Raw genomic sequence first — 21,408 nt, 5'->3', positions numbered from 1 at the left:
TTTTCCACAGGACTTAACACCCGTGTACAGTTCAAGCGTCGGTCGCTAGTAGATGGGACACTCTAGCTATGTCTAGGTTTCTAACAATCGCTGATGTCGCCGAGTACCTGAATGTCTCGGCCGGACAGGTACGCACGCTCATCAAGAATGGCGAACTTCCTGCCATTCAGGTAGGCGGACGCGGCCAGTGGCGCATTGAGGACGCCGTGCTCACCGAGTACGTCGAGCGCGCCTACGCGGCCACCCGAGAAAAAATCGCGTCGGGAGAGGATTTCTAAACCCCGCGGTTCACCCTCGCCTGGCTCATCACGGCTATCGCATCGATCGGAATGACGATCTGCGATAGCCGTTCCCTTTGCCCGAAATCGTAGCGGGCCTCCCACGGCTGGGCGTACGAACCGTACCGATCCCCGCCCTCCTCTTCAATCAGCAGGTGGTCGCGCCCAACGCCGACCACCCGGCCCGCCACGTTGACGTCCGGCCCGCGCAGCGCCACGTAGGTGTCCTGGAGCTGGCGCACGAACGACCCCACGCTGACCGGCAGGCCACTTCCCGGCGTCTGCGCCCAGGACACGCGGCTGAGGCTCACCACCGCCTCCGTGAGCACGATGTGCTCGTGGGTGGCGTCCGTGAGCAAGAACCAGCTCTCGCCCACCGCCTCGACGACGCCGTCGAGCACCAAGCCCCGCACGGCCACCTCGATGCTCGCTCCCACGGCACCCCGCAGGCGGTCCCCCACCGTGAGCGTGGCCCGTTCGGCGTCGGCGAGGTCGGCCACCTCTGCGTCGAGTTCGTCGCGCTCGCCTTGTTCCACTTCGGAGGCGATGGCCTCAGCAAGAATCGTCCAATCCATAGGCACAGGCTACGGCCGGTCGCCCGCGAGCGCTCCACTTTCCACACCGTCGCGCATCTCACCCTTCGACTTACCGGGTATACCCACTCGCGCACGCCATCAAACAGCACCAAACTCGATCACACAGCATCAAACAACACCAAACAGCATCATTGGAGTCGACATGAACCCGTCCCACACCGGCGCACCCCAGCAGGACCTGGAGGCCGTGCTCGTCGCCGCGTCCGCCGTGGCAATCGCGCTCGTGGTCCTGTGGTATCTCATCGCCGCGCTCGCACTCCTTCGCGCCTCCCGCTCCGGAAGCCGCACCCTGCGCGCACGGGTCGCCCGTTGGGGTCCGCCGATCCTCAAGGGCATCGCCGCCGCCGGGCTTGCCGGCAGCTTCATCGCTCCCGCCTCCGCCGACGTCGATCTCAGCTGGGGCGCTCCCCTGCCCTCCGCGAGCACGCTCTACGAGCCGGCCGGACCCATTCACGACGCCGACCCCGCCGTCGCGTCCGAAACCGCGGTCGCGCCCCTACCGGAGGCCGGACCAGTCGCCGCCGCCGAAGCACCTCGCATCGGCAAGCCGCTCCACGACGCCGCCCTCGCAGCCACGCGCGAGTCGGCGCCGATCGCCAGGGTCGATCATACAGCGGGAGCCACGCTCATCTCGGAACGCACCCACATCGTGGAAGCCGGGGATTGCCTGTGGTCGATCGCCAGGGACTACTACTCCCCCTCGAACGACTCCGAGTTGGCCGACATCGTGCTCGACCTCTACCTCGCTAACAAGGGCGTCATCGGCGACGACCCGAACCTCATCCGTCCCGGCCAAATCATCACACTTCCCTAAGGACACCCCATGAGCCAAGCACTACTCGATCACAAGGTCCACGTCGCCACTCCCCCGCCGCCACCGCGCCAGCTCCCGAAGAGCTACCCAGGCCGGTCCTCGCAGTCCCTGCCTGCGCCCTCCAACGGCGAGGGCTTCGACCGCGCAGCCTTCACCTCGCCACGCATCGACAGGCTCATGTACAACGGCGAATCGGGCAAGACCACCGAGAAGCTCACCCCGCCGGACCGCTTCGCCGCCCGCGTGGTCGGCCAGTCCATCGAGGTCCTCATGGGCCACCGGCCCGCCCGCCAGCTCCAGACTTGGATGCACCCCGACGTCTACGAGGCCCTCACCCGCCGCGCCGGCCTCGCCCAGCGCGTGCTCGGCCGGGCCGAGAAGTGCATGCCGCCGCGCATCAAGCGTGTGCGGGTGTGCGAGCCGCGCGACGGGGTCGCCGAGGTCTCGCTCGTCGTTTTCGACGGCAAACGCACCCGCGCGGCGGCCGCCCGGCTCGAGGTGCGCCGCGGCCGGTGGCACGTGACCGCCCTCGAGATCATCTAAGTGGGGCCCGGCCACCCCCGCGGGCCCCTGCCAACGAACTCGCGAGCAACGATTGAAATAAACTGGACGATTTCGGGCCGATCTTCTTATATGAGGAGATCACCCGGAAATCGTCCAGTTTCTTTTAACGCACCTATCCAACGTGGCCCGGTAGCGTCCGCCACCGGGCCGCGCCACCCGCGGGCTTCTACTTGCGCCGCTTGGCCGCACGCCGCTGGGCGCGATTCATCCCCGCGTACGGGTCCGCCTCGCCACCTTGCTGGCCCTGGCCCTGCGTCACAGCGTTGCCGAACGTGCCCACCGGAGGCTTGTTGCCCGCCGCCGGTCCACGCTGGGCCGCGGGCCCGCTCTGACCGGCTGACGAGGAATAGGACAGCTTCTGCGACTCGGGCCGCTTGATGCCCAGGATCTTCTCGGTCGACTGCTGCGGCTGCACGGGAGCCTTCTGGCCGATGAAACCGCCCTCACCGGCAGCGAGCGCCGCCTTCGCGGACTCCAACGCCTCGCGGGCCATCCGCTCGGAGGGCAGTTCGAAGTTCAGCAGGTGACGCACCGTCTCCTCGCGGATCGAGTCATTCATCTGCTGGAACATGTGGTAGCCCTCCTGCTTGTATTCGACAAGCGGGTCGCGCTGGGCCATCGCGCGCAGGCCGATGCCTTCCTTAAGGTAGTCCATCTCGTACAGGTGCTCGCGCCACTTGCGATCCAGCACGGTCAGCAGCACCTCGCGCTCCACGTTGCGCATCTGCTCAGAGCCCAGCTCCTCCTCGCGCTCGTGGTAGATCGTCTCCACGTCCTCCAGGATCTCGTCACGCACCGTGCTCCGGCTCAGCTCGCGCTGGTCGCCGCCGTGAGCCTCGATGAGCTCCTCGTCTGTGAACGACGGGCGGTAGATGCCCTTCACGTCCATCCACAGCGCGTGCATGTCCCACTCGTCGGCCGAACCGACCGTGTGGCTGCCCACGACGTCGTCAACCACGAAGGTGATGAACGAGCTGATCTGGTCCTCCACGTCCTCACCCTCGAGAATGCGCCGGCGCTCGGCGTAGACGGTGGAGCGCTGCTCGTTCATCACGTCGTCATACTTCAGCACATTCTTGCGCATCTCGGCGTTGCGCGCCTCGATCTGGGTCTGGGCGCGCTCGATCGCGGTGCTCAGGATCTTGAAGTCGAGCACCTCGTCCTCCGGGCCGTTCTTGAAGCGGTCCGTGGCGCGCGTGTTGCCGAACAGGCGCATGAGGTCGTCGTCGAGTGAGAGGTAGAACCGCGACTCGCCCGGGTCGCCCTGACGCCCTGATCGTCCGCGCAGCTGGTTGTCAATGCGGCGCGATTCGTGGCGCTCCGAGCCGAGCACGTACAGGCCGCCCAGCTCCACCACCTCGTCGTGCTCCTTGGCCACGGCCGCCTTGGCCTCGGCCAGCACCTCGGGCCACACCTTCTCGTACTCCTCGGCGTCCTCCTCCGGGTCCAGCCCACGCTTGGCCATGAGGTCCACCGCGATGTGCTCGGCGTTTCCGCCGAGCATGATGTCGGTGCCTCGACCAGCCATGTTGGTCGCCACCGTGACGGCGCCCTTGCGGCCCGCCATCGCCACCACCGCTGCCTCGCGCTCGTGCTGCTTAGCATTGAGCACCTCGTGCGGCACGTGCGCCTTCTTCAGCAGGGCCGACAGCTTCTCCGAGTTCTCCACCGACGCCGTACCCACCAGCACCGGCTGGCCCGTGGCAAACCGCTCCTTGATGTCCTCCACGATCGCCGCGAACTTGCCGCGCTCCGTGGGGTAGACCAGGTCCGTGTGGTCAACGCGCCGCATCGGACGGTTGGTCGGAATCGGCACCACGCCAATGTCGTAGGTGGAGGCGAACTCCTCCGCCTCGGTCTCTGCCGTGCCCGTCATGCCCGACAGCTTGTCGTACAGGCGGAAATAGTTCTGCAGCGTGATCGTGGCCAGCGTCTGGTTCTCGGCCTTGATCGCCACGCCCTCCTTCGCCTCGATCGCCTGGTGCATGCCCTCGTTGTAGCGGCGCCCGGGCAGCACGCGGCCCGTGTGCTCGTCCACAATCAGCACCTCGCCGTCGGCCACGATGTAATCCTGGTCGCGTGCGAACAGCTCCTTGGCCTTGATCGCGTTGTTGAGGTAGCCAATCAGCGGGGTGTTGACCGACTCGTACAGGTTGTCGATCCCCAGTATGTCCTCAATCTTGTCAATGCCCGGTTCGAGCACGCCCACGGTGCGCTTCTTCTCATCGACCTCGTAGTCAATATCGCGCTTGAGCGAGCCCACCGCCTGGGAGAACATCGTGTACCACTTGTTCGCATCCCCCTCGGCCGGGCCCGAAATAATAAGCGGGGTACGCGCCTCGTCAATGAGGATCGAGTCCACCTCGTCCACGATCGCGAAGTTGTGCTCACGCTGGACCAGGTTGTCCAGGCTCATCGCCATGTTATCGCGCAGGTAGTCAAAGCCGAACTCGTTGTTCGTGCCGTACGTGATGTCGCACGCGTACTGCTCGCGCCGCTGGGCCGGGCTGAGCCCCGTGGTGATGCACCCGGTGGTCATCCCGAGGTAGCGGAACACCCGGCCCATGAGCTCCGACTGGTAGGAGGCCAGGTAGTCGTTGACCGTCACCACGTGCACGCCGCGCCCCGGGATCGCGTTGAGATAGGCGGCGAGCGTGGCCACCAGAGTCTTGCCCTCACCGGTCTTCATCTCCGCGATGTTGCCCAGGTGCAAGGCGGCACCCCCCATGATCTGCACGTCGTAGTGCCGCTGGCCGAGCGTACGCACCGACGCCTCGCGCACCACCGCGAATGCCTCCGGCAGCAGGTCATCCAGGGACTCGCCCTCCTGGTAGCGCTCGCGGAATTCCGCCGTCTGAGCCTTGAGCTCCTCGTCGCTCATCTCCTTGAAGGCGTCTTCCAGCTCGTTGACTTGCCGCGTGATCCCCTCGAGCTTCTTCAGGGTTCTCCCCTCGCCTGCCCGGAGAATCTTATCGATCAGTTTGCGCACGTTTGCTCCTTTTAAGACTGCCGCCATTCTAGCCGTTCCCCGGCCCCCAGCCGCAATTGTCCGCCTCACCGTTCGCCTACGAAGAAGCGCAGGGCACGTACACCCTGCGCTTCCGTTCGCGGCCTTGACGCTTTCGCGTGTGAGCCCCCGTTACGACAACGCCGTCACGCCATACGTTCGACCATCCCGTGGGCGAACATGACCAGATAACTGTAGACTTCCCGGTCCTTGATTCCCTCCAAGTATCCCAGCGCGTCGTCCACCCATTGCCGGGCGAGCTGCCGCGTCTGGTCGACCACGTCGTGCGCCTTGAGCATGCCCACCACCGTGGCCAGCCGGTCCCCCGCCTCCAGGTTGCCTTCGGCGAGGAAGTCGAGGATCACGCGCCCGTCGTCGTCGATCGTGCCCTCCTGAGCCGCGCGCTCAAGCAGAAGCGTGGGCATGGTCGGCACGCCCTCGAGCAGGTCAGTGCCCGGAGTCTTGCCGGTGAGCTCGGGGTCGGAGACCAGATCGATGACGTCGTCGGCGATCTGGAAGGCCACGCCGATCCGTTCGCCGAACGCGGCCAGCGCCTCACTCTCCTCGTCCGGGCCGCCCGCGGCCATGACGCCGTGGTGGGCGGATGCCGCGATGAGCGAGCCCGTTTTGCCGGACAGGACCTTGAGGTGATGCTCGATCGGGTCCTCCCCCGCCTGCGGGCCCACCGTCTCGTGCAGCTGGCCCATGCACAGGCGCTCGAAAGACTCGGCGTGCATGTAGATCGCCTTCTGCCCCAGCCCGGCCACAATCTTAGACGCGCGCGAGAACAGTACGTCGCCAGCCATGATCGCCGAGGAGTTACCGAAAATGTACTGTGCTGTCGGAACGCCGCGCCGCTTGGGTGCCTCGTCCATGACGTCGTCGTGGTAGAGCGAGGCCAGGTGCGTCAGCTCCATGACCACGGCCGCGTCAATGACGTCCGGCGAATCGGGGTTCGGGCCCACCTCCGCCGCGAGCAACGTCAGCAGCGGCCGCAACCGCTTGCCGCCGGCGTCGGCGAGGTAGGAGGTGGCCGAATCGACGACGACGTCGTCCACCCGGCACGCCGATCGCAGGCGGTCTTCGACCACCTCCATGCGCGCGGCGAGCCGGCGGGCGAGCGGGTCGTCGCTGGCTAGGACATCCGTGACGCTCACGCAAACGATCCCATGATGAAGTCGAGCGCGAAGTAGGGCACCACGCCGAGCGCGATCGTGGTGATCGCGGCGATGACGATCGCGACGATCGACATGCCCTCTGACTCGACCACGGCCACCGACTCGCCCTCTGGCTCACGGAAGAACATGAGCTGGACCAAGCGGAAGTAGAACACCGCGGTCGCAGCCGAGGCCAGCACCGCCAGCACCACGAGCACGGCCAGGCCGCCCTCGATACCGGCGCGGAAGACCTCGAACTTTCCGATGAAGCCACCGGTCAGCGGGATGCCCGCGAACGACAGGAGGAAGATCGTCATCGACACGGCCAGCACCGGGTTGCGCTTGCCCAGGCCCGCCCAGCTAGAGAGCTTCGTGGCCTCGCCCAGGATGTTGCCCTGCGCGTCACGCTCGCGCACGAGCGTCACCACGCCGAACGCACCCACGGTGGCCACCGCGTAAGCCAGCAGGTAGAACAGCACCGCGGGGACCGCGATGAGCGTGACCTCGGCGTTAGAAATGATGTTGATCGCCGTGACAGCAATGAGGATGAAGCCGGCGTGCGCGATCGAGGAGTAGGCCAGCAGGCGCTTGATGTCGGTCTGCACCAGACCCATGACCGTGCCGATCACGATCGTAGCGATGATAACGATCCACATGAAAATGTTGATCGAATCCCACACAGGGGCCACCAGCAGGATGAACACACGCATGAGGGCCACGAACGCGGCGGTCTTCGTGCCAGCGGCCATGAAACCGGTGATCGGCGTGGGGGCGCCCTGGTAGACATCCGGGGTCCACGCGTGGAACGGCGCGGCGCCCACCTTGAACAGCAGGCCGATGACCACCATCACGACGCCGACCGTCAGCAGCACCGGTGTCGCCAGACCCTGGCCGCGCGAGATGAGCAGCACCGGGGCCTCGATCGACAGGGAGCCGGTGGCGCCGTAGATGAGCGCCGAACCCATGAGGAAGATCGCCGAAGAGAAAGCGCCGAGGATGAAGTACTTCAGCGCGGCCTCCTGCGACAGCAGGCGCTTGCGGCGCGCGGTTGCCGACAGGACGTAGAGCGGAAGAGAGAGCACTTCGAGCGCGATGAAGAAGGTCAGCAGATCGTAGGCCGAGGTGAAGGCCATCATGCCGCCCGTGGCGAAGAGTGCCAGCGGGTAGACCTCGGTCTGCTGGCGGCCAAGCCGGCTAAACTCTCGCTCCTCCGACGAACCCGGGCGGGTGGCGGCGGCCGCCGCGAACGCGCCCTCGCGGGTCTGCGTGCGGTCGGCGATCACCAGGAAGGACAGGAGCGCGCCGACCACGATGACCACCTGCGCGATGAGCGACATCGCGTCCTCCACGAGGCTGACCGCCACCGTGCCGTCGGCGTGGATTGCTAGGGCCAGCGGCTGCACCGTGGAGCCATCGGCCTGGGTCTCCGTCCAGCGCCACACGAGCACCACCAGGGCGGCGGCGAGCGCGGCGAGCGACAGGGTCACCTGCACGGCGCGGCGAGCGCGGCGGGGCACGAACGCCTCAAAGAGGGTGCCCAGCACGGCCGATCCGAGGACGATCAACAGTGGCAGGACTGCCATCCATTGAATTTCGAGATTCACTTGGTGCTCCCTTCAGCGGTGACCATCAGCGTGGATGCGTACTGCTCGGCCACGGGGTTGACGGCGTCGAGTGCGATGGACGGGAAGAAGCCGAGGACGAGCATGGCCGCGATCAGCAGGCCCATGACCGTCTTCTCGCGCCCGCCCAGGTCCGCCACCTGCTCCTCCGGCTTCGGGCCGGTAAAGACCCGCTGGTACGGCAGAAGGATGTAGAGCGCGGCGAGCACGACGCCGACGACGCCGATGAGCGCCGCCCACGGTAGCACGCCGTACGTGCCCATGAGGACCATGAACTCGGGGATGAAGCCCGACAGGCCCGGCAGGGCGATCGTGGCAAGGCCCGAGATCATGAACGTGCCGGCCAGGATCGGGGTGACGCGCTGCCAGCCGCCGTAGCGAGAAATGAGGTGGGAGCCCCCGCGTTCGCCGAGGAAGCCCACAATGAGGAACAGGCCCGCGGTACCAATACCGTGCGCCACCATGTACAGGATCGCGCCGGCCATCGCGATCGATGAGCCGGAGAAGATACCCATGACCATGAAACCGAAGTGGGACACCGAGGTGAACGCCACGAGGCGCATGAGGTTGTCCGAGGCGATCGCCATGAGCGCACCCCAGATGATCGACACGAGCGCGAAGCCGATGATCACCGGCGCGGCCGCGGCGGCGGCGTCGGGGAACAGCGGCAGGCAGATCACGATCATGCCGAACGTACCCATCTTGTCCAGGATGCCCACCAGCAAGGTGGAGGTGCCTGCGGGGGCCTCCTCCGTGGCGTCGGGCAGCCAGGTGTGGACCGGCCACATCGGGGCCTTGATCGCGAACGCGATGAAGAAGGCGAGGAAGATCCATATCTGCGCCGCAGCCGACATCTGCGAGCCCGCAGCAAGGTTATCGATCATGAAGCCGCCCGAGCCGCCCGGCCCGTAGGCGTAGACCGCGATGACGCCCACCAGCATGATGAGGCCGCCGGCGAGCGAGTAGATGAGGAACTTCATCGCGGCCTTGCCGCGCCTCTCCCCCTTGCCGTAGCGGCCGATCATGAAGAAGATCGGCAGGATCATGAGCTCGAACAGCACGTAGAACAGGAACAGGTCACGCGCGGCGAACAGGCCGATGATGATCGCCTCAAGGGCGAGGATCCAGGCGAGGTAGCCACCCTGCCGGTCGTCGTCGACCTCGGTCCACGACGCGAGGATGACCACCGGCACGAGGAACACGGACAGCGCGAGCATGACCGCGCCCATCCCGTTGATGCCCCACGCGAGCGACACGCCAATCTGCGGAATCCACGAGTAGGTCTCGGCTAGCTGGACGCGCGCCGAGCTCGCCACCTCGAACTCCGAGATCATCGCGCCGACGAAAACGCCGGCCACGAGGAGGGACACGCCCAGCGCCACCGGGCGGGCCGCCGAACGCAGCGGCTTGACCAGCCGCAGCGCGAGCGCGCCCAGCAGGGCGAGCCCGATCATCACTGTGATCCAGGGGAAGCCAGCTTCGGAAACAGTTTGCAATTGCATACCTCTTGTCCTCCTAGAGCGCGGCCGCGACGACGACGATGAGCGCCAGGACCAGGCCGATGGTGATGTAGCTGGCGTAGTTACGGGCGTAACCGGTCTGGAACTTGCCCACGACCGATCCGACGGACGGCAGCTTGGCAACCCCGCGGACCAGGCCGTCCACCACGCCGCGGTCGAGCGCGTCGGTGCCTGCCACGAGCGCGAGGCCGGGGTTCATGAACAGGCCCTCGTTGATCTGATCCTGGTAGAGATCCACGCGCGCGGCGCGGGTCAGGCCGTTGCCCACCGGTGCTGCCTTGGGCATCGGGGTGGCCACGTACATCTTCCAGGCGAGCCCGACGCCGATCGCCACGATGGCGAGCGTGACGCCCGTGATGACCGGGACCGGCAAGACCGGCTCCTCGTGGGCGACGTGGCCGATCGCCGGCTCAAGCCAGGTGAGGAAGCCCGTATAGTTGAGGACCGCGCCGAGGCCGAGGGAGCCGAGGGCGAGCAGCGCCATCGGGATCCACATGAGCGGCGACGGATCGTGCGGGTGCTTGGCGTCCGGGCCTTCCTTCGCCCAGCGCTCCTCCCCCAGGAAGATCCCGAAGAACAGCCGCGACATGTAGAAGGCGGTAAGCCCCGCCACGAGCACGGTAATCGTGCCGAAGATCCACGGAAGCGTGCCCTCGCCCGTGAACGCGATCTCGATGATCTTGTCCTTCGAGTAGAAACCGGACAGCAGCGGGAAGCCGATGATCGCCAGGTAGCCGGCGAAGAACGTGTAGAACGTGATTTTCATGTGCTTAGCCAGGCCACCGAAGCCGCGGATGTTGACCTCGTCGTTCATGCCGTGCATGACAGCGCCGGCACCAAGGAACATGTTGGCCTTGAAAAAGCCGTGAGTGACGAGGTGGAAGATCGCGAAGCCAGCACCTACCGGGCCGAGGCCCGCCGCCAGCATCATGTAGCCGATCTGCGACATGGTGGAGGCCGCGAGGACCTTCTTCATGTCGTCCTTCGCCGCACCGACGATCGCGCCGAAGACGAGCGTGATGAGGCCGATGAGGGCCACGAGCAGAGCGGCAGTGGGCGCGGCCTGGTAGACGGCGCCGGAGCGAACCATGAGGTAGACACCGGCGGTCACCATCGTGGCGGCGTGGATGAGGGCCGAGACCGGGGTCGGGCCCGCCATCGCGTCCCCCAGCCATGCCTGCAGCGGGAACTGCGCCGACTTACCGCAGGCGGCCAACAGGAGGAATACCCCGATGAACGCGGCCGTGCCCTCGGAAACGCCAGCCACACCGGCTGACACGTCGGTGAACTTCACCGAACCGAAGCTCGCCACCATCGCCATCATCGCGATCAGCATGCCCAGGTCGCCCACACGGTTCATGACGAACGCCTTCTTACCGGCGGTGGCGTACTCGGGCACGTGGTTCCAGAACGAGATGAGAAGGTAGGACGCCAGGCCCACGCCTTCCCAACCGAAGAACAGCACCACGTAGGAGTTGCCCAGGACGAGCAGTAGCATCGCTGCCACGAACAGGTTGAGGTAGGCGAAGAAACGACGCCGGGCCGGATCGTGCTCCATGTAGGACACGGAGTAGATGTGGATGAGGGTGCCCACGAAGGTCACGAGCAGGACGAACGTGATCGACAGCGGGTCGACCCGCGTGCCGAAGTCCACCGCGAAGTTACCCACCGCGGGGATCCACTCATACAGCGTGGTCTCGACCACGCGCGCGCTCGCGTCCATCCCCAGCAGTTGCAGGGCGGCGGCGGCGCCGATGACGAACGACGCCGTGGAGGCGAGGATCGCCAGCCAGTGGCCCCACGCGTCAGCAGCCTTGCCTGCCAGGAGGAGGATCGCGAAGCTGACAAGCGGGATGGCCACGGCCAGCCAGATGAGGCTCGCCGCGCCCGTCGCGCTTGCGACAGCCACGGTGCTTTCCGCAAAAATGCTAGTCAATGCTCGCACCTGCCTAGTTCTTCATGAGGTTGGCGCCGTCCAACGACGCCGTCCTGCGAGTACGGAATATGGACACGATGATCGCTAGGCCCACCACGACCTCGGCGGCAGCCACCACCATGACGAAGAAGGCGAAGACCTGCCCCTCAAGGTTGCCCCACATGCGGGAGAAGGTGATGAGCACCAGGTTGCACGAGTTGAGCATGATCTCAACGCCGAGCAGGGCGATGACGCCGTTGCGGCGGGTGAGGACGGTCGCGCCGCCCACCACGAAGAGGATGATCGCGAGGACCACGTAGTACATCAGATCCATGGCTTACTCCTCCGTCTTATCCGTCAGCTCGGCAGTGGTCTCTGCCGCGTCAGCGACCTCCCTGGCGCTCGGCACATCCGCTCCGCTCTCAAGCTGCTCGAGGCGGGCCAGGGCGGCGTCGTGATCGGGGGCGAGCTCGCCGGGCATGCCCGCGAGGGTCGCGCGGCCGGTGACGCCGTACGTTGACGGGCCGGAGACGCCGGTCCCAGTGGCGATGCGTTCCACGGTGGCCGGCGAGATCTGGCCGACCGTGCGCATCTGGCCACGCACCTGCAGCACGCGGTTGACCGACAGATCGAGCGGCTGGCCGTAGGCGGTCAGGCCCGGGTTGGCCGACGAGTTCGACTCGGCGTAGACGCCCGGGTTCGGCTTGTTGCCGATGTGGCGCCCGTCCGTGACGAAGTCGCGTACGCCCTGGTGGGCGCGGTCTTCCTGCGTGATCGGATCGTGGATGCGATCACGGTGCGTCAGCGTCATCGCGCCAAGCGCGGCCACGATGAGGAGCGTGCCGGTGAGCTCAAGGGTGAGGATGTGGTTGGTGAAGATCGACTGCGCGACTCCGACGGGGTTGCCGTTCGCGTTCGCGGCTGCAAGGCCAACCGCGGCCGGGTTCGCCGCGCCGAGCACGACGCCAATGAGGATCCCGGCCACGCCAATCCCGCCCACGATCGCCACCGGGCGCTGGGCCTTCAGTGTCTCGTGCGTAGAATCGGAGGAATCCACGCCGATGAGCATGAGCACGAACAGGAACATCATGAGGATGGCGCCCGTGTAGACCACCACCTGGGCCACGCCCATGAAGGGCGCCTCCAGCGCGGTGTAGAGCACGGCCAGGCCGACCATGATGAAGATGACGGAAACGACCGAGTAGACGGCCTTGCGCGCAATGAGCAGTCCGTAGACGGCGAGCGCGACCATCGCCACCGCCATGAGGGCGAAGATGATCGTCTCACCGAGCGAAATCTCAAGAGGCTGGGTGGGCATTATTGTGCGACCTCAGCTTTCTGGGTGGCCCGCGCCGTGGAGAGGGAGGGATCGTCGGGTCGGTTGTCCTTAACCCAGTCGATCTGCTCCTGCGTGGGCCCGGTAATAGTTCCCTGGTAGTAGTCGGCGTCCGTCGTGCCCTCCACCATCGGGTGCGGCGGGTTGAGCATGCCCTCGGCGAGCGGAACGAGGAGCTGGTGCTTCTCGTAAATCATGTCCTCGCGGGTGGGGCCTGCAATCTCGTAGTCGTTCGACATCGTCAGCGCACGCGTGGGGCACGCCTGGATGCAGTACGCGCAGAAAATGCAACGCAGGTAGTTGACCTGGTAGACGCGGCCGTAGCGCTCGCCCGGCGAGTACTGCGCCCCCGGGGTGTTCGCCGCGGCCTCGACGTAGATAGCGTCCGCCGGACAGGCCCAGGCGCACAGCTCACAGCCGATGCACTTTTCCAGCCCGTCCGCGTAGCGGTTGAGCTTGTGCAGGCCGTGGTAGCGCGGGCGGGTGGGGACCTTCTTGAAGGGGTACTCCTCCGTGACCGTGGGGCGGAAGATGGTCGAGAACGTCACGCCAAATCCGGCCACCGGCGCGAAGAAGTTGCCGATCGGGCCCTTCTTCGTGGGGCTGTAGAGCGCCGGATCCGGCTGCTCGAAGCGCGGAGCGTTGGTGTCTTCAGACATTTAGGCCTCCTCAATGGTCTGCGTGTCGATCGTCGCACGGCCACGCGCACGCGGCGACGGCGGAAGGTGCTGGCCGGGAAGCGGCGGAACGGGGTAGCCGTTCTCGAAGCCGTCGAACTCCTCCGACTCGCGCTCCGCGATGATCTCCTGTTGGGTCTTCTTCACCGTGTCATCACCGAAAGCCCAGATCAGCAGGATGAGCGAGTAGCCGACGGCGAGGATCGTGAGCACGGGGACCATGTTGATCCGCACCACCATGTTGATGCCGACCACGATCATGACGATCGCCAGCCAGCCGAGGGCTGCGGGGATGAGGCCCTTCCAGCCCAGGTGCATGAACTGGTCGTAGCGGAAGCGCAGCAGCGTGCCGCGCACCCAGACGAACAGGGCCATGAAGGTCCACATCTTCGCCACGAAGATGAGCACCGGGAACCAGCCCACGTTCGGGTCCCCGCCCCACAAGCCGAACAGCGAGGTGAGGATCGGGCCCGAGCGGTAGCCGCCGAAGAACAGGGTGGTGACCAGCATCGACATGTTGAGCATGTTGACGTACTCGGCCAGGTAGAACCAGCCGAATTTCATGGAGGAATACTCCAGGTGCGCGCCAGCCACGATCTCGCCCTCGGCCTCGGTGAGGTCAAAGGGGAGGCGGTTGGTGCCGCCGAACATCGTCACCAGGAAGATGAGGAAGGCCGGCATGAGCAAGATGACGTTCCACAGACTGGTCTGGGCCTCGACGATGCCCGAGGTGGACATCGTGGCGGCCGTGATGAAGATCGTCACGAGCGACAGGCCCTCGGCCAGCTCGTAGGAAATCATCTGGGTAGCCGCGCGGACCGAGCCGTACAGCGGCAGGGTGGACTTCGCGGACCAGCCGCCAAGCACCAGGCCATATTCGCCGAGCGCCGCGGCGGCCAGCACGAAGAGCATCGCCACCGGGGAGTCGGCCAACTGTAGCGGGGTGTGGATGCCGAACATCGACACGCCCGGGCCCACCGGGAGCACGGCCATAACCACGAACGCACACGTTGCCGAGATGGCCGGCGCGATCGCGTAAATGACCTTATCGGCGCCCGCCAGCCAGAAGTCTTCCTTCAGGATCAGCTTGATGGCGTCCGGGAAGGACTGGCCAAGGCCGAGCGGACCAACCGTGTTCGGGCCGAGGCGGTTTTGCATCTTGGCGATCAGCCGGCGCTCAAACCACAGCGCGAAGATCACGGAGAAAATGAGGAAGACGACGATCGCGACCGCCTTGATCACCCAGATCCACCACGTGTCTTGCGAGAAGTCTGCGGCGACTCCGCCAACGGTATAGAGATTCACTTCGTTACCTCCGATTGAATCGTGACGAGGTCGCCTGGCCGGCTTCCGAGCGTCGCGATGGCGCAACCGACAGCGTTTTGCGGGACCCACACCACGGCGTCGGGCATGTCGACCACCGCGACGTCGAGGCTCAGCGAGCCCGCCGGGCCGGTGATCTTCACCGCGCCGGTGACGCCGGCCTTCTTCGCGGTGGCGGGGCTCATGACCGCCACGGGCTTGCGGGCCGTCTTGGCCAGGTGGGGCTCGCCGCTTAGCAGCGCGCCCGCGTCAATCATCTGCTTCCAGGAGGCGAGCACGGCCTGACCCGCGCCCACGGTGGGGGCGGGAGCCGGGGCCTCGTTCGGCAGCTCGGCGCGCGTGCCGTCCCAGCGGCGCAGCTCGGCCATTTCCTCGACGACGGCCTTGAGGGTCTCCAGCCCGAGGTCGACACCCATCTCGGTGGCGAGCTCGGTCAGGACCTTGCGGTCGGCGAGGGCCTTGGACACGATGGTCTGCCCGAAGGGGCGCAGGCGGCCTTCCCAGTTGACGAACGTGCCGCCCTTTTCGGCCGTGGGGGCCACGGGCAGGACGACGTCGGCAAGCGCGGTGGTCTCGGTGTCGCGCACCTCAAGCTGGACCACGAACACGTTGCGCAGGGCATCGGCGGCGCCGGCCGGCAGGTCGGCCAGCTCCACGCCCGCGAGCACGATCGCGCCGAGCTCGCCCGCCGCGGCCGCGGCCAGGATTTGCTCGGTGTGGCGGCCCGGGGTGGCGGGGAGCGAGTCCACGCCCCACACGGCCGCCGTGTCGATGCGGGCGCCGGCGTCGGACACGAGGCGACCGCCCGGTAGCAGGTTCGGCATGGCGCCGGCGTCCACGGCACCGCGGTCGCCCGCTCGGCGCGGGATCCACGCGAGGCGCGCGCCCGTGCGCTCGGCCAGGCGGACGGCTGCGGACAGCGCGCCCGGGGTGTCGGCCGCGCGCTCACCCACGAGGATGATGGAGCCGGCGGCGGAAAGATCAGCGAACGCCTCGCCGAAGCCCTCAGCGCCGCCCGCGGCGATCGCGTCGAGCACCTCGGCCTCCGTACCCGGCACCGCCGGCAGGAAGCGAGCGTTCATCTTCGACGTGCCCAGCGTCTTGTAGGCGGAGACCACCGTGACCGCCGTGGTCTTCGCCAGAACGCCCTTGCGAAGGCGCAAGAAGACCGAGCCGATCTCGTCCTCGGCCTCCAGGCCCACCGTGAGAACGTGCCCGGCATGCTCGATGTCGGCGTAGGTGACGCCGAGCTCGGTGCCGGCCACGTGCGCCGCGAGGAACTGGTCCTCCTCGGCGCTGCCGCGGCGGGTGCGGAAGTCGATATCGTTCGTGCCGAGCGCCACGCGGGCGAACTTGGAATACGCGTAGGCATCCTCGAGGGCCAGGCGGCCGCCGGTGATGACGCCGACGCCCTTGGCCTTCGCCGCATTCAGCCCATCGGCGGCGGCCTCAAGGGCCTCGAACCACGAGATCGGGCCCTCCTCCCCCGCGATGCGCGGGTAGGTGAGGCGATCCGGGCCGGTCTGCCAGCGGAAGGCGAAGCGGTCCTTGTCCGTGATCCACGATTCGTTGACGTCCATGTCCTCCTGGGCCATGCGCCGCACCACGGTACCGCGGCGGTAGTCGACGCGAATGGCGGAGCCGGAGGCGTCGTGCTCTGTAACCGAGGGCACGGAGACCAGGTCGAACGGGCGGGCGCGGAAGCGGTAGGCCGCCGACGTCAGCGCGCCCACCGGGCAGATCTGGATGACGTTGCCGGAGAAGTAGGAGGAGAACGGCTTGCCCGTCACGTCCATCTCACCCACGGCCACCGGGCCGGCCGAGAAGCCGACCTCGCGGCCCGAATCGCCGTCCGGGCCCGAGTAATCGTTGAGCACGTCCGGGGCGTGGCCGCCCTCGACCGCGAAGTCGAGGACCGAGGCGTCGAAGTTACCGATCTGCGAGCCGTGCAGGCCGTGGACCTCGCGCCCGGCCGAACCGCCGCCGCGGCCCTGAAGCTGGATGAAGGCGTCGCCCGCAATCTGCGTGGAGAAACGCGTGCAACGTTGGCACAGGATGCAACGGTCGCGATCAAGCAGGATCTGGGAGGACACCGAGATCGGCTTGGGATAGGTGCGCTTGATGTCAATGAAGCGCGACTCCCCGCGGCCGTCCGTCATCGCCTGGTTCTGCAGGGGGCACTCGCCGCCCTTGTCACACACCGGGCAGTCCATCGGGTGGTTGATGAGCAGGAACTCCATGACACCGTGCTGGGCCTTCTCCGCCACCTGCGAGGACGCGGCCGTGAAGACCTCCATGTTCGGCGACACCGTCACCGCGCACGCCGGCTGCGGCTTAGGCATCTTCGCCACCACGCCCTCACGGTTCGGGGTAGCCACCTCCACGAGGCACTGACGGCAGGCCGCCGCGGGCGCCAATAGCGGGTGGTCACAGAAACGCGGGATGTGCACGCCGATCTTCTCGGCGGCGCGAATGATCAGCGTCCCCTTCGGAACGGAGACCTCCTTGCCGTCAACCTTGATCGTGACAAGATCGACGGGTGCGTGATCAGTGGTTGTCATTGAACACCTACTTCGCGGAACAGGACGGACTTCTCAGGCGGGAAGAGCTCGGCGGCCGGCGTCGTGTAGCCAGCCTCAAACTCGGACCGGAACAGGTCAATGGCAGAACGGATCGGGGTGGCCGCCGCGTCGCCAAGCGCGCAGAAGGAACGTCCGAAAATGTTGTCGGCAATCTCGTACAGCAACTCGATCTCGCCCTCGCGGGCCTTTCCAGCCTCGAAGCGGTGCATGAGCTGGCGCATCCAGTACGTGCCCTCACGGCACGGGGTGCACTTGCCGCACGATTCGTGCTGGTAAAAGTCGGTCCACCGCGACACGACGCGGACCACCGACACGGTCTCATCGAATACCTGGATGGCGCGCGTGGCGAGCATGGAACCGGAGGCCGCCACCTCGTCGTACCCGAGCGGGACGTCCAGGTGATCGGGCGTGCACAGCGGCGCCGAGGAACCGCCCACCGCGTAGAACTTCAGCTCGTGGCCGTCGCGGATGCCGCCGGCCATCTCCAGCAGCTCGCGCATCGTGATGCCGAACGGGGCCTCGTACTGACCCGGGTTCTTCACGTGGCCGGACAGAGAAAAGATGCCGTGACCTCGGGAGTTCTTCGTATCGGCGCCCATCGCCTGGAACCAGTCAGCACCGTGGTTGATGATGCCGGGAACCGAGGCGATCGATTCGACATTGTTGACTACCGTGGGGCGGGCATACAGGCCCTCAACCGCTGGGAACGGGGGCTTCAGGCGCGGCTGGCCGCGGAAGCCCTCGAGCGAATCGAGCAACGCGGTCTCCTCACCACAGATGTAGGCGCCGGCGCCGGCGTGGACCGTGATGTCCAGGTCGTAATCGCCGTTCGGGCCCAGGCCCTTGCCCAGCAGCCCGGCCTCGCGGGCCTCGCGCACGGCAGCGAGCAGGCGGCGATAGACGTGAACGACCTCGCCGCGTAGGTAGATAAAGCCGTGGTGGCCGCCGATGGCGAGCATGCAAATCATCATGCCCTCCACCAGCAGGTGCGGGTTCGCCATGAGGAACGGGATGTCCTTACACGTGCCCGGCTCCGACTCGTCAGCGTTGACCACGAGGTAGCGCGGGCCGCCGTCGGGAGCGGGAAGGAAGGACCACTTGAGGCCCGTGGGGAAGCCTGCACCGCCACGGCCGCGCAGGCCGGAGTCCTTGATCACGTTCGTGATCGCGCCGTCTTCCTTCGTCATCTCCCAGGCCTTCTTGATCGCCTGGTAGCCGCCGTTCGCCCGGTACGTCTCGAGCGTCCAGGAGCGCTCCTTGTCCCAAGTGTCAGACAGCACCGGGGAGAGGGTTCCTGCGGGTGAAAACTCAGTCATTTCGTCTCCTCCACTGCCTTCGGCGCGGACCAGCCGTGCTCGCGGGCGATCTTCAGGCCGCGCAGCGAGGCCTCACCGGCCGCCGGGCCCTCGTCGACATGGCCGTCCTCGAAGCCGGCCAGCACGCGGGAAATCTCCTTAAAGGTGTGCACCTTCTCCGGGCCGCGCGTGGGGTGGATGTCCCTGCCCGCACGGATGTCGTCCACGATCTGCTTCGCCGACGCCGGGGTCTGGTTGTCGAAGAACTCCCAGTTGACCATGACGACGGGCGCGTAGTCGCAGCCCGCGTTGCACTCGAGCTGCTCGAGCGTGATCTTGCCGTCCTCCGTGGTCTGGTCGTGGCCCACGCCGACGTAGTCGGTGAGCTCCTCCCAGATCTGGTCGCCGCCCATGACGGCGCACAGCGCGTTGGTACAAACGCCCACGTTGTATTCGCCGTTGGGGTGGCGCCGGTACTGCGAGTAGAAGGTGGCAACCGCGGACACCTGCGCGCGGGTCAGGCCCAGGATGTCGGCGACCAGCGTGATGCCACGCGGCGAGCAGAAACCATCCTCGGACTGCACGAGGTGCAGCAGCGGCATGATCGCCGAACGCAACTGCGGGTAGCGCGAGACGACCTCGGCGGCGTCGGCGCGAAGACGCGCCTCGACTTCTGGCGTGTAATTCGTAGCCATTAGCGGTCCACTCCTCCCATCACGGGATCGACGGCGGCCAGCGCGATGATGAGGTCAGCCAGCAGGCCGCCCTCCGCCATGAGCGCCAGCGACTGCAGGTTGTTGTAGCCCGGATCGCGGAAGTGCGCGCGGTAGGGACGCGTGCCGCCATCGGAGACCAGGTGCACGCCCAGCACGCCCTTGGCGTGCTCAATGATCGAGTAGGCCTGGCCGGCCGGTACCCGGAAGCCCTCCGTGACCAGCTTGAAGTGGTGGATGAGGGATTCCATCGACTCGGTCATGATGTGACGCACGTGCTCGGGGCTGGTGCCCTGGCCGTCGGAAGCGATCGAGAGCTGCGCGGGCCAGGCGATCTTCTTGTCGTCAATCATCACCGGATCGCCGGCGGTCCTCTCCAGCTCGTCCAGCACCTGGTAGATGATGCGGATCGACTGGTAGCACTCCTCGAACTTGACCTTGATGCGGTTGTACGCATCACACTTGTCGGCCACCGGCACGTCAAACTCGTACTTCTCGTAGCCGCAGTAGGGCTGGGTCTTGCGCAGGTCCCACGGCACGCCAGCGGCGCGCACCGACGGGCCCGTCATCGACAGGGCCATGAGGGCCGACAGCGGAGAGACCGCGACGTCGACGTGGCGCTTCAAGAAGATCGGGTTCGCCATCGTCAGGTCCTGCATCTCCGAGATCGTGTTACGGATGCCGGGGAGCAGTTCACGGATGTAGTCGATGCCGCCTTCGGGCAGGTCCTCCATCACGCCGCCGGGGCGGATGAACTCGTTGTTCATGCGCAGGCCGGTGATGTCCTCCATGATGCGCAGGATGTCCTCGCGCAGGCGGAAGGTTAGCGTCAGCATCGTGGTGGCGCCGAGCTCGTTACCGCCCGAGCCGATGCCCACGATGTGGGAGCTGATGCGGGTGAGTTCCATGAGTAGCACGCGGATCGCCTGGGCGCGCTCGGGGATCTGATCCTCGATGCCGAGCAGCTTCTCCACCGCCATGCAATAGCCGACCTCCTGGAAGATCGGCGCCACGTAGTCCATGCGCGTGCAGAACGCCACGCCCTGGGTCCACGTGCGGTACTCCATGTTCTTCTCGATACCGGTGTGGAGGAAGCCGGTGGCGGCGCGAACTTCGTTCACGCGCTCCCCGTCAAGCTCAACCTGGACGCGCAAAACGCCGTGCGTGGAGGGGTGGACCGGGCCGAGATTGACGACGATGTGCTCTTCGCCCAGCTCCTCAGCGTCCTTGGCGATATCGCCCCAATCCCCGCCCACGGCCTCGTAAATCTTGGCGTTCTCCATCGACTCTTCGGTCGCTGCGCGGGTCGCGTATGTGGAATTCATTAGTTGTACTCCCTCCGTGTATCCGGCGGCGGAATAACTGCGCCCTTGTACTCAACCGGGATGCCGCCAAGCGGGTAGTCCTTGCGCTGCGGGTGGCCGACCCAGTCGTCGGGCATCGCCGAGCGTGTCAGACCCGGGTGCCCGTCAAAGATGATGCCCATGAGGTCGAACGCCTCGCGCTCGGACCAGTCATCGCCCGGGTAGACGGAGCAGATGGAGGGCATGTGCGGGTCGTCGTCGGGGCACGTGACCTCGAGGGCGATCATGCGATTGTGGGTGATGGAGAAGAAGGGGAAGTACGCGTGTAGCTCGCGGCCCTTGTCCATCGGGTAGTGCACGGCCGAGACACCGAGGCACATTTCGAAGCGCAGGTCCTGGTCGTCGCGCAAGTAGCGCGCCACGAGCGGCAGGCGCTCACGCTTGATGAAGATGACCAGCTGGCCGCGGTCCACCGAAATCTTCTCGATGACGTCACGCTCGGTCAGGCCGTCAGCCTGGGCGAGCTCGATGATGATGTCCACCACCTCGTCGAACCAGCCGCCGTACGGGCGCGACGACGGCGGGGCGATGACGGCGACCTCTTCGTTCCCGGTAAAGCCGGTGGTGTCGCCCGTATCCTTCACGCCCCACATACCCTTGCGGGTAGCGATGACCGAACCGGCCCCAGCGTTTGGCACCATAGCG

General features: G+C 66.4%; 18 protein-coding genes. 3 read left to right on the top strand and 15 right to left on the bottom strand.

Features of this window, described 5'->3' with window-relative positions:
• Nucleotides 1-68: 68 nt before the first annotated feature.
• Nucleotides 69-278 carry a helix-turn-helix domain-containing protein gene (locus AQZ59_RS04130; RefSeq protein WP_062613404.1) on the top strand — a complete coding sequence of 70 codons (210 nt, stop codon included), beginning with the start codon at nt 69-71 and terminating at the stop codon, nt 276-278.
• On the opposite strand, the gene AQZ59_RS09565 is transcribed toward AQZ59_RS04130, so the two are convergent.
• Nucleotides 275-853 carry a hypothetical protein gene (locus AQZ59_RS09565; RefSeq protein ID WP_062613403.1) on the bottom strand — a complete coding sequence of 193 codons (579 nt, stop codon included), beginning with the start codon at nt 851-853 and terminating at the stop codon, nt 275-277. The genes AQZ59_RS04130 and AQZ59_RS09565 overlap by 4 nt on opposite strands.
• 163 nt (nt 854-1,016) lie before the next feature.
• On the opposite strand from AQZ59_RS09565, the gene AQZ59_RS09560 reads away from it, so the two are divergent.
• Together AQZ59_RS09560 and AQZ59_RS09130 are read left to right on the top strand one after the other, a co-directional pair.
• Nucleotides 1,017-1,688 (top strand): LysM peptidoglycan-binding domain-containing protein, encoded by a 672-nt coding sequence (locus AQZ59_RS09560; RefSeq protein WP_062613402.1) that lies wholly within the window; start codon nt 1,017-1,019, stop codon nt 1,686-1,688.
• Nucleotides 1,689-1,697: 9 nt separating this feature from the next.
• Nucleotides 1,698-2,231 (top strand): Rv3235 family protein, encoded by a 534-nt coding sequence (locus AQZ59_RS09130; RefSeq protein ID WP_062613401.1) that lies wholly within the window; start codon nt 1,698-1,700, stop codon nt 2,229-2,231.
• Between the two features lie 187 nt (nt 2,232-2,418).
• Here the strand turns inward: AQZ59_RS09130 and secA are convergent, their stop codons facing one another.
• From secA to AQZ59_RS04045, 14 genes are all read right to left on the bottom strand, one after another.
• Nucleotides 2,419-5,268, bottom strand: coding sequence for a preprotein translocase subunit SecA (secA, locus tag AQZ59_RS04110; protein ID WP_068538660.1), 2,850 nt, complete (start codon nt 5,266-5,268; stop codon nt 2,419-2,421).
• Between the two features lie 137 nt (nt 5,269-5,405).
• Nucleotides 5,406-6,416 carry a polyprenyl synthetase family protein gene (locus AQZ59_RS04105; protein WP_062613399.1) on the bottom strand — a complete coding sequence of 337 codons (1,011 nt, stop codon included), beginning with the start codon at nt 6,414-6,416 and terminating at the stop codon, nt 5,406-5,408.
• On the bottom strand, nt 6,413-7,999 hold the full coding sequence (gene nuoN, locus AQZ59_RS04100) for an NADH-quinone oxidoreductase subunit NuoN (protein ID WP_062613398.1): 1,587 nt from the start codon (nt 7,997-7,999) through the stop codon (nt 6,413-6,415). Before nuoN ends, AQZ59_RS04105 begins: the two co-directional genes overlap by 4 nt.
• 17 nt (nt 8,000-8,016) lie before the next feature.
• The gene (locus tag AQZ59_RS04095) at nt 8,017-9,540 is read right to left on the bottom strand and encodes an NADH-quinone oxidoreductase subunit M (RefSeq protein WP_062613397.1); all 1,524 of its coding nucleotides are present in this window, start codon (nt 9,538-9,540) and stop codon (nt 8,017-8,019) included.
• Between the two features lie 13 nt (nt 9,541-9,553).
• Nucleotides 9,554-11,494: an NADH-quinone oxidoreductase subunit L gene (gene nuoL, locus AQZ59_RS04090; RefSeq protein WP_413788360.1), complete on the bottom strand. Its 1,941-nt coding sequence runs from the start codon at nt 11,492-11,494 to the stop codon at nt 9,554-9,556.
• A 13-nt stretch (nt 11,495-11,507) separates the two neighbouring features.
• Nucleotides 11,508-11,807: an NADH-quinone oxidoreductase subunit NuoK gene (nuoK, locus tag AQZ59_RS04085; protein WP_062613396.1), complete on the bottom strand. Its 300-nt coding sequence runs from the start codon at nt 11,805-11,807 to the stop codon at nt 11,508-11,510.
• 3 nt (nt 11,808-11,810) lie between these two features.
• Nucleotides 11,811-12,791: an NADH-quinone oxidoreductase subunit J gene (locus tag AQZ59_RS04080; RefSeq protein ID WP_062613395.1), complete on the bottom strand. Its 981-nt coding sequence runs from the start codon at nt 12,789-12,791 to the stop codon at nt 11,811-11,813.
• Nucleotides 12,791-13,468, bottom strand: coding sequence for an NADH-quinone oxidoreductase subunit NuoI (gene nuoI / locus AQZ59_RS04075; RefSeq protein ID WP_062613394.1), 678 nt, complete (start codon nt 13,466-13,468; stop codon nt 12,791-12,793). Before nuoI ends, AQZ59_RS04080 begins: the two co-directional genes overlap by 1 nt.
• Nucleotides 13,469-14,791: an NADH-quinone oxidoreductase subunit NuoH gene (gene nuoH, locus AQZ59_RS04070; protein ID WP_062613393.1), complete on the bottom strand. Its 1,323-nt coding sequence runs from the start codon at nt 14,789-14,791 to the stop codon at nt 13,469-13,471.
• Nucleotides 14,788-17,370 (bottom strand): NADH-quinone oxidoreductase subunit G, encoded by a 2,583-nt coding sequence (locus AQZ59_RS04065; protein ID WP_062613390.1) that lies wholly within the window; start codon nt 17,368-17,370, stop codon nt 14,788-14,790. The genes nuoH and AQZ59_RS04065 overlap by 4 nt, the downstream gene beginning before the upstream one ends.
• Complete coding sequence (nuoF, locus tag AQZ59_RS04060) at nt 17,367-18,707, bottom strand: NADH-quinone oxidoreductase subunit NuoF (RefSeq protein WP_062613389.1); 1,341 nt, start codon at nt 18,705-18,707, stop codon at nt 17,367-17,369. Before nuoF ends, AQZ59_RS04065 begins: the two co-directional genes overlap by 4 nt.
• Entirely contained in the window at nt 18,704-19,381 is a 678-nt protein-coding gene (gene nuoE, locus AQZ59_RS04055; protein ID WP_062613387.1) for an NADH-quinone oxidoreductase subunit NuoE, read from the bottom strand. The genes nuoF and nuoE overlap by 4 nt, the downstream gene beginning before the upstream one ends.
• Entirely contained in the window at nt 19,381-20,724 is a 1,344-nt protein-coding gene (locus tag AQZ59_RS04050; RefSeq protein ID WP_062613385.1) for an NADH-quinone oxidoreductase subunit D, read from the bottom strand. Before AQZ59_RS04050 ends, nuoE begins: the two co-directional genes overlap by 1 nt.
• A complete protein-coding gene (locus AQZ59_RS04045) occupies nt 20,724-21,404 on the bottom strand; it encodes an NADH-quinone oxidoreductase subunit C (protein WP_062613383.1) in 681 nt (226 codons plus the stop codon). Before AQZ59_RS04045 ends, AQZ59_RS04050 begins: the two co-directional genes overlap by 1 nt.
• Nucleotides 21,405-21,408: the final 4 nt, after the last annotated feature.

It is taken from the genome of Trueperella bernardiae (genome assembly GCF_001469025.1).
Lineage (GTDB): Bacteria > Actinomycetota > Actinomycetes > Actinomycetales > Actinomycetaceae > Trueperella > Trueperella bernardiae.
The sequence above is the reverse complement of the archived record's forward strand: the minus strand, read 5'-3'. Positions and strand labels throughout refer to the sequence as shown.

Bases quoted from the DNA above. Each gene is read 5' to 3' on its own strand.
- secA (WP_068538660.1), bottom strand. From the start codon at position 5,268: ATGGCGGCAGTCTTAAAAGGAGCAAACGTGCGCAAACTGATCGATAAG.
- AQZ59_RS04130 (WP_062613404.1), top strand. From the start codon at position 69: ATGTCTAGGTTTCTAACAATCGCTGATGTCGCCGAGTACCTGAATGTC.
- AQZ59_RS09565 (WP_062613403.1), bottom strand. From the start codon at position 853: ATGGATTGGACGATTCTTGCTGAGGCCATCGCCTCCGAAGTGGAACAA.
- AQZ59_RS09130 (WP_062613401.1), top strand. From the start codon at position 1,698: ATGAGCCAAGCACTACTCGATCACAAGGTCCACGTCGCCACTCCCCCG.
- nuoN (WP_062613398.1), bottom strand. From the start codon at position 7,999: ATGGCAGTCCTGCCACTGTTGATCGTCCTCGGATCGGCCGTGCTGGGC.
- nuoF (WP_062613389.1), bottom strand. From the start codon at position 18,707: ATGACTGAGTTTTCACCCGCAGGAACCCTCTCCCCGGTGCTGTCTGAC.
- AQZ59_RS04095 (WP_062613397.1), bottom strand. From the start codon at position 9,540: ATGCAATTGCAAACTGTTTCCGAAGCTGGCTTCCCCTGGATCACAGTG.
- nuoE (WP_062613387.1), bottom strand. From the start codon at position 19,381: ATGGCTACGAATTACACGCCAGAAGTCGAGGCGCGTCTTCGCGCCGAC.
- nuoI (WP_062613394.1), bottom strand. From the start codon at position 13,468: ATGTCTGAAGACACCAACGCTCCGCGCTTCGAGCAGCCGGATCCGGCG.
- AQZ59_RS09560 (WP_062613402.1), top strand. From the start codon at position 1,017: ATGAACCCGTCCCACACCGGCGCACCCCAGCAGGACCTGGAGGCCGTG.
- AQZ59_RS04080 (WP_062613395.1), bottom strand. From the start codon at position 12,791: ATGCCCACCCAGCCTCTTGAGATTTCGCTCGGTGAGACGATCATCTTC.
- nuoK (WP_062613396.1), bottom strand. From the start codon at position 11,807: ATGGATCTGATGTACTACGTGGTCCTCGCGATCATCCTCTTCGTGGTG.
- AQZ59_RS04065 (WP_062613390.1), bottom strand. From the start codon at position 17,370: ATGACAACCACTGATCACGCACCCGTCGATCTTGTCACGATCAAGGTT.
- AQZ59_RS04045 (WP_062613383.1), bottom strand. From the start codon at position 21,404: ATGGTGCCAAACGCTGGGGCCGGTTCGGTCATCGCTACCCGCAAGGGT.
- AQZ59_RS04050 (WP_062613385.1), bottom strand. From the start codon at position 20,724: ATGAATTCCACATACGCGACCCGCGCAGCGACCGAAGAGTCGATGGAG.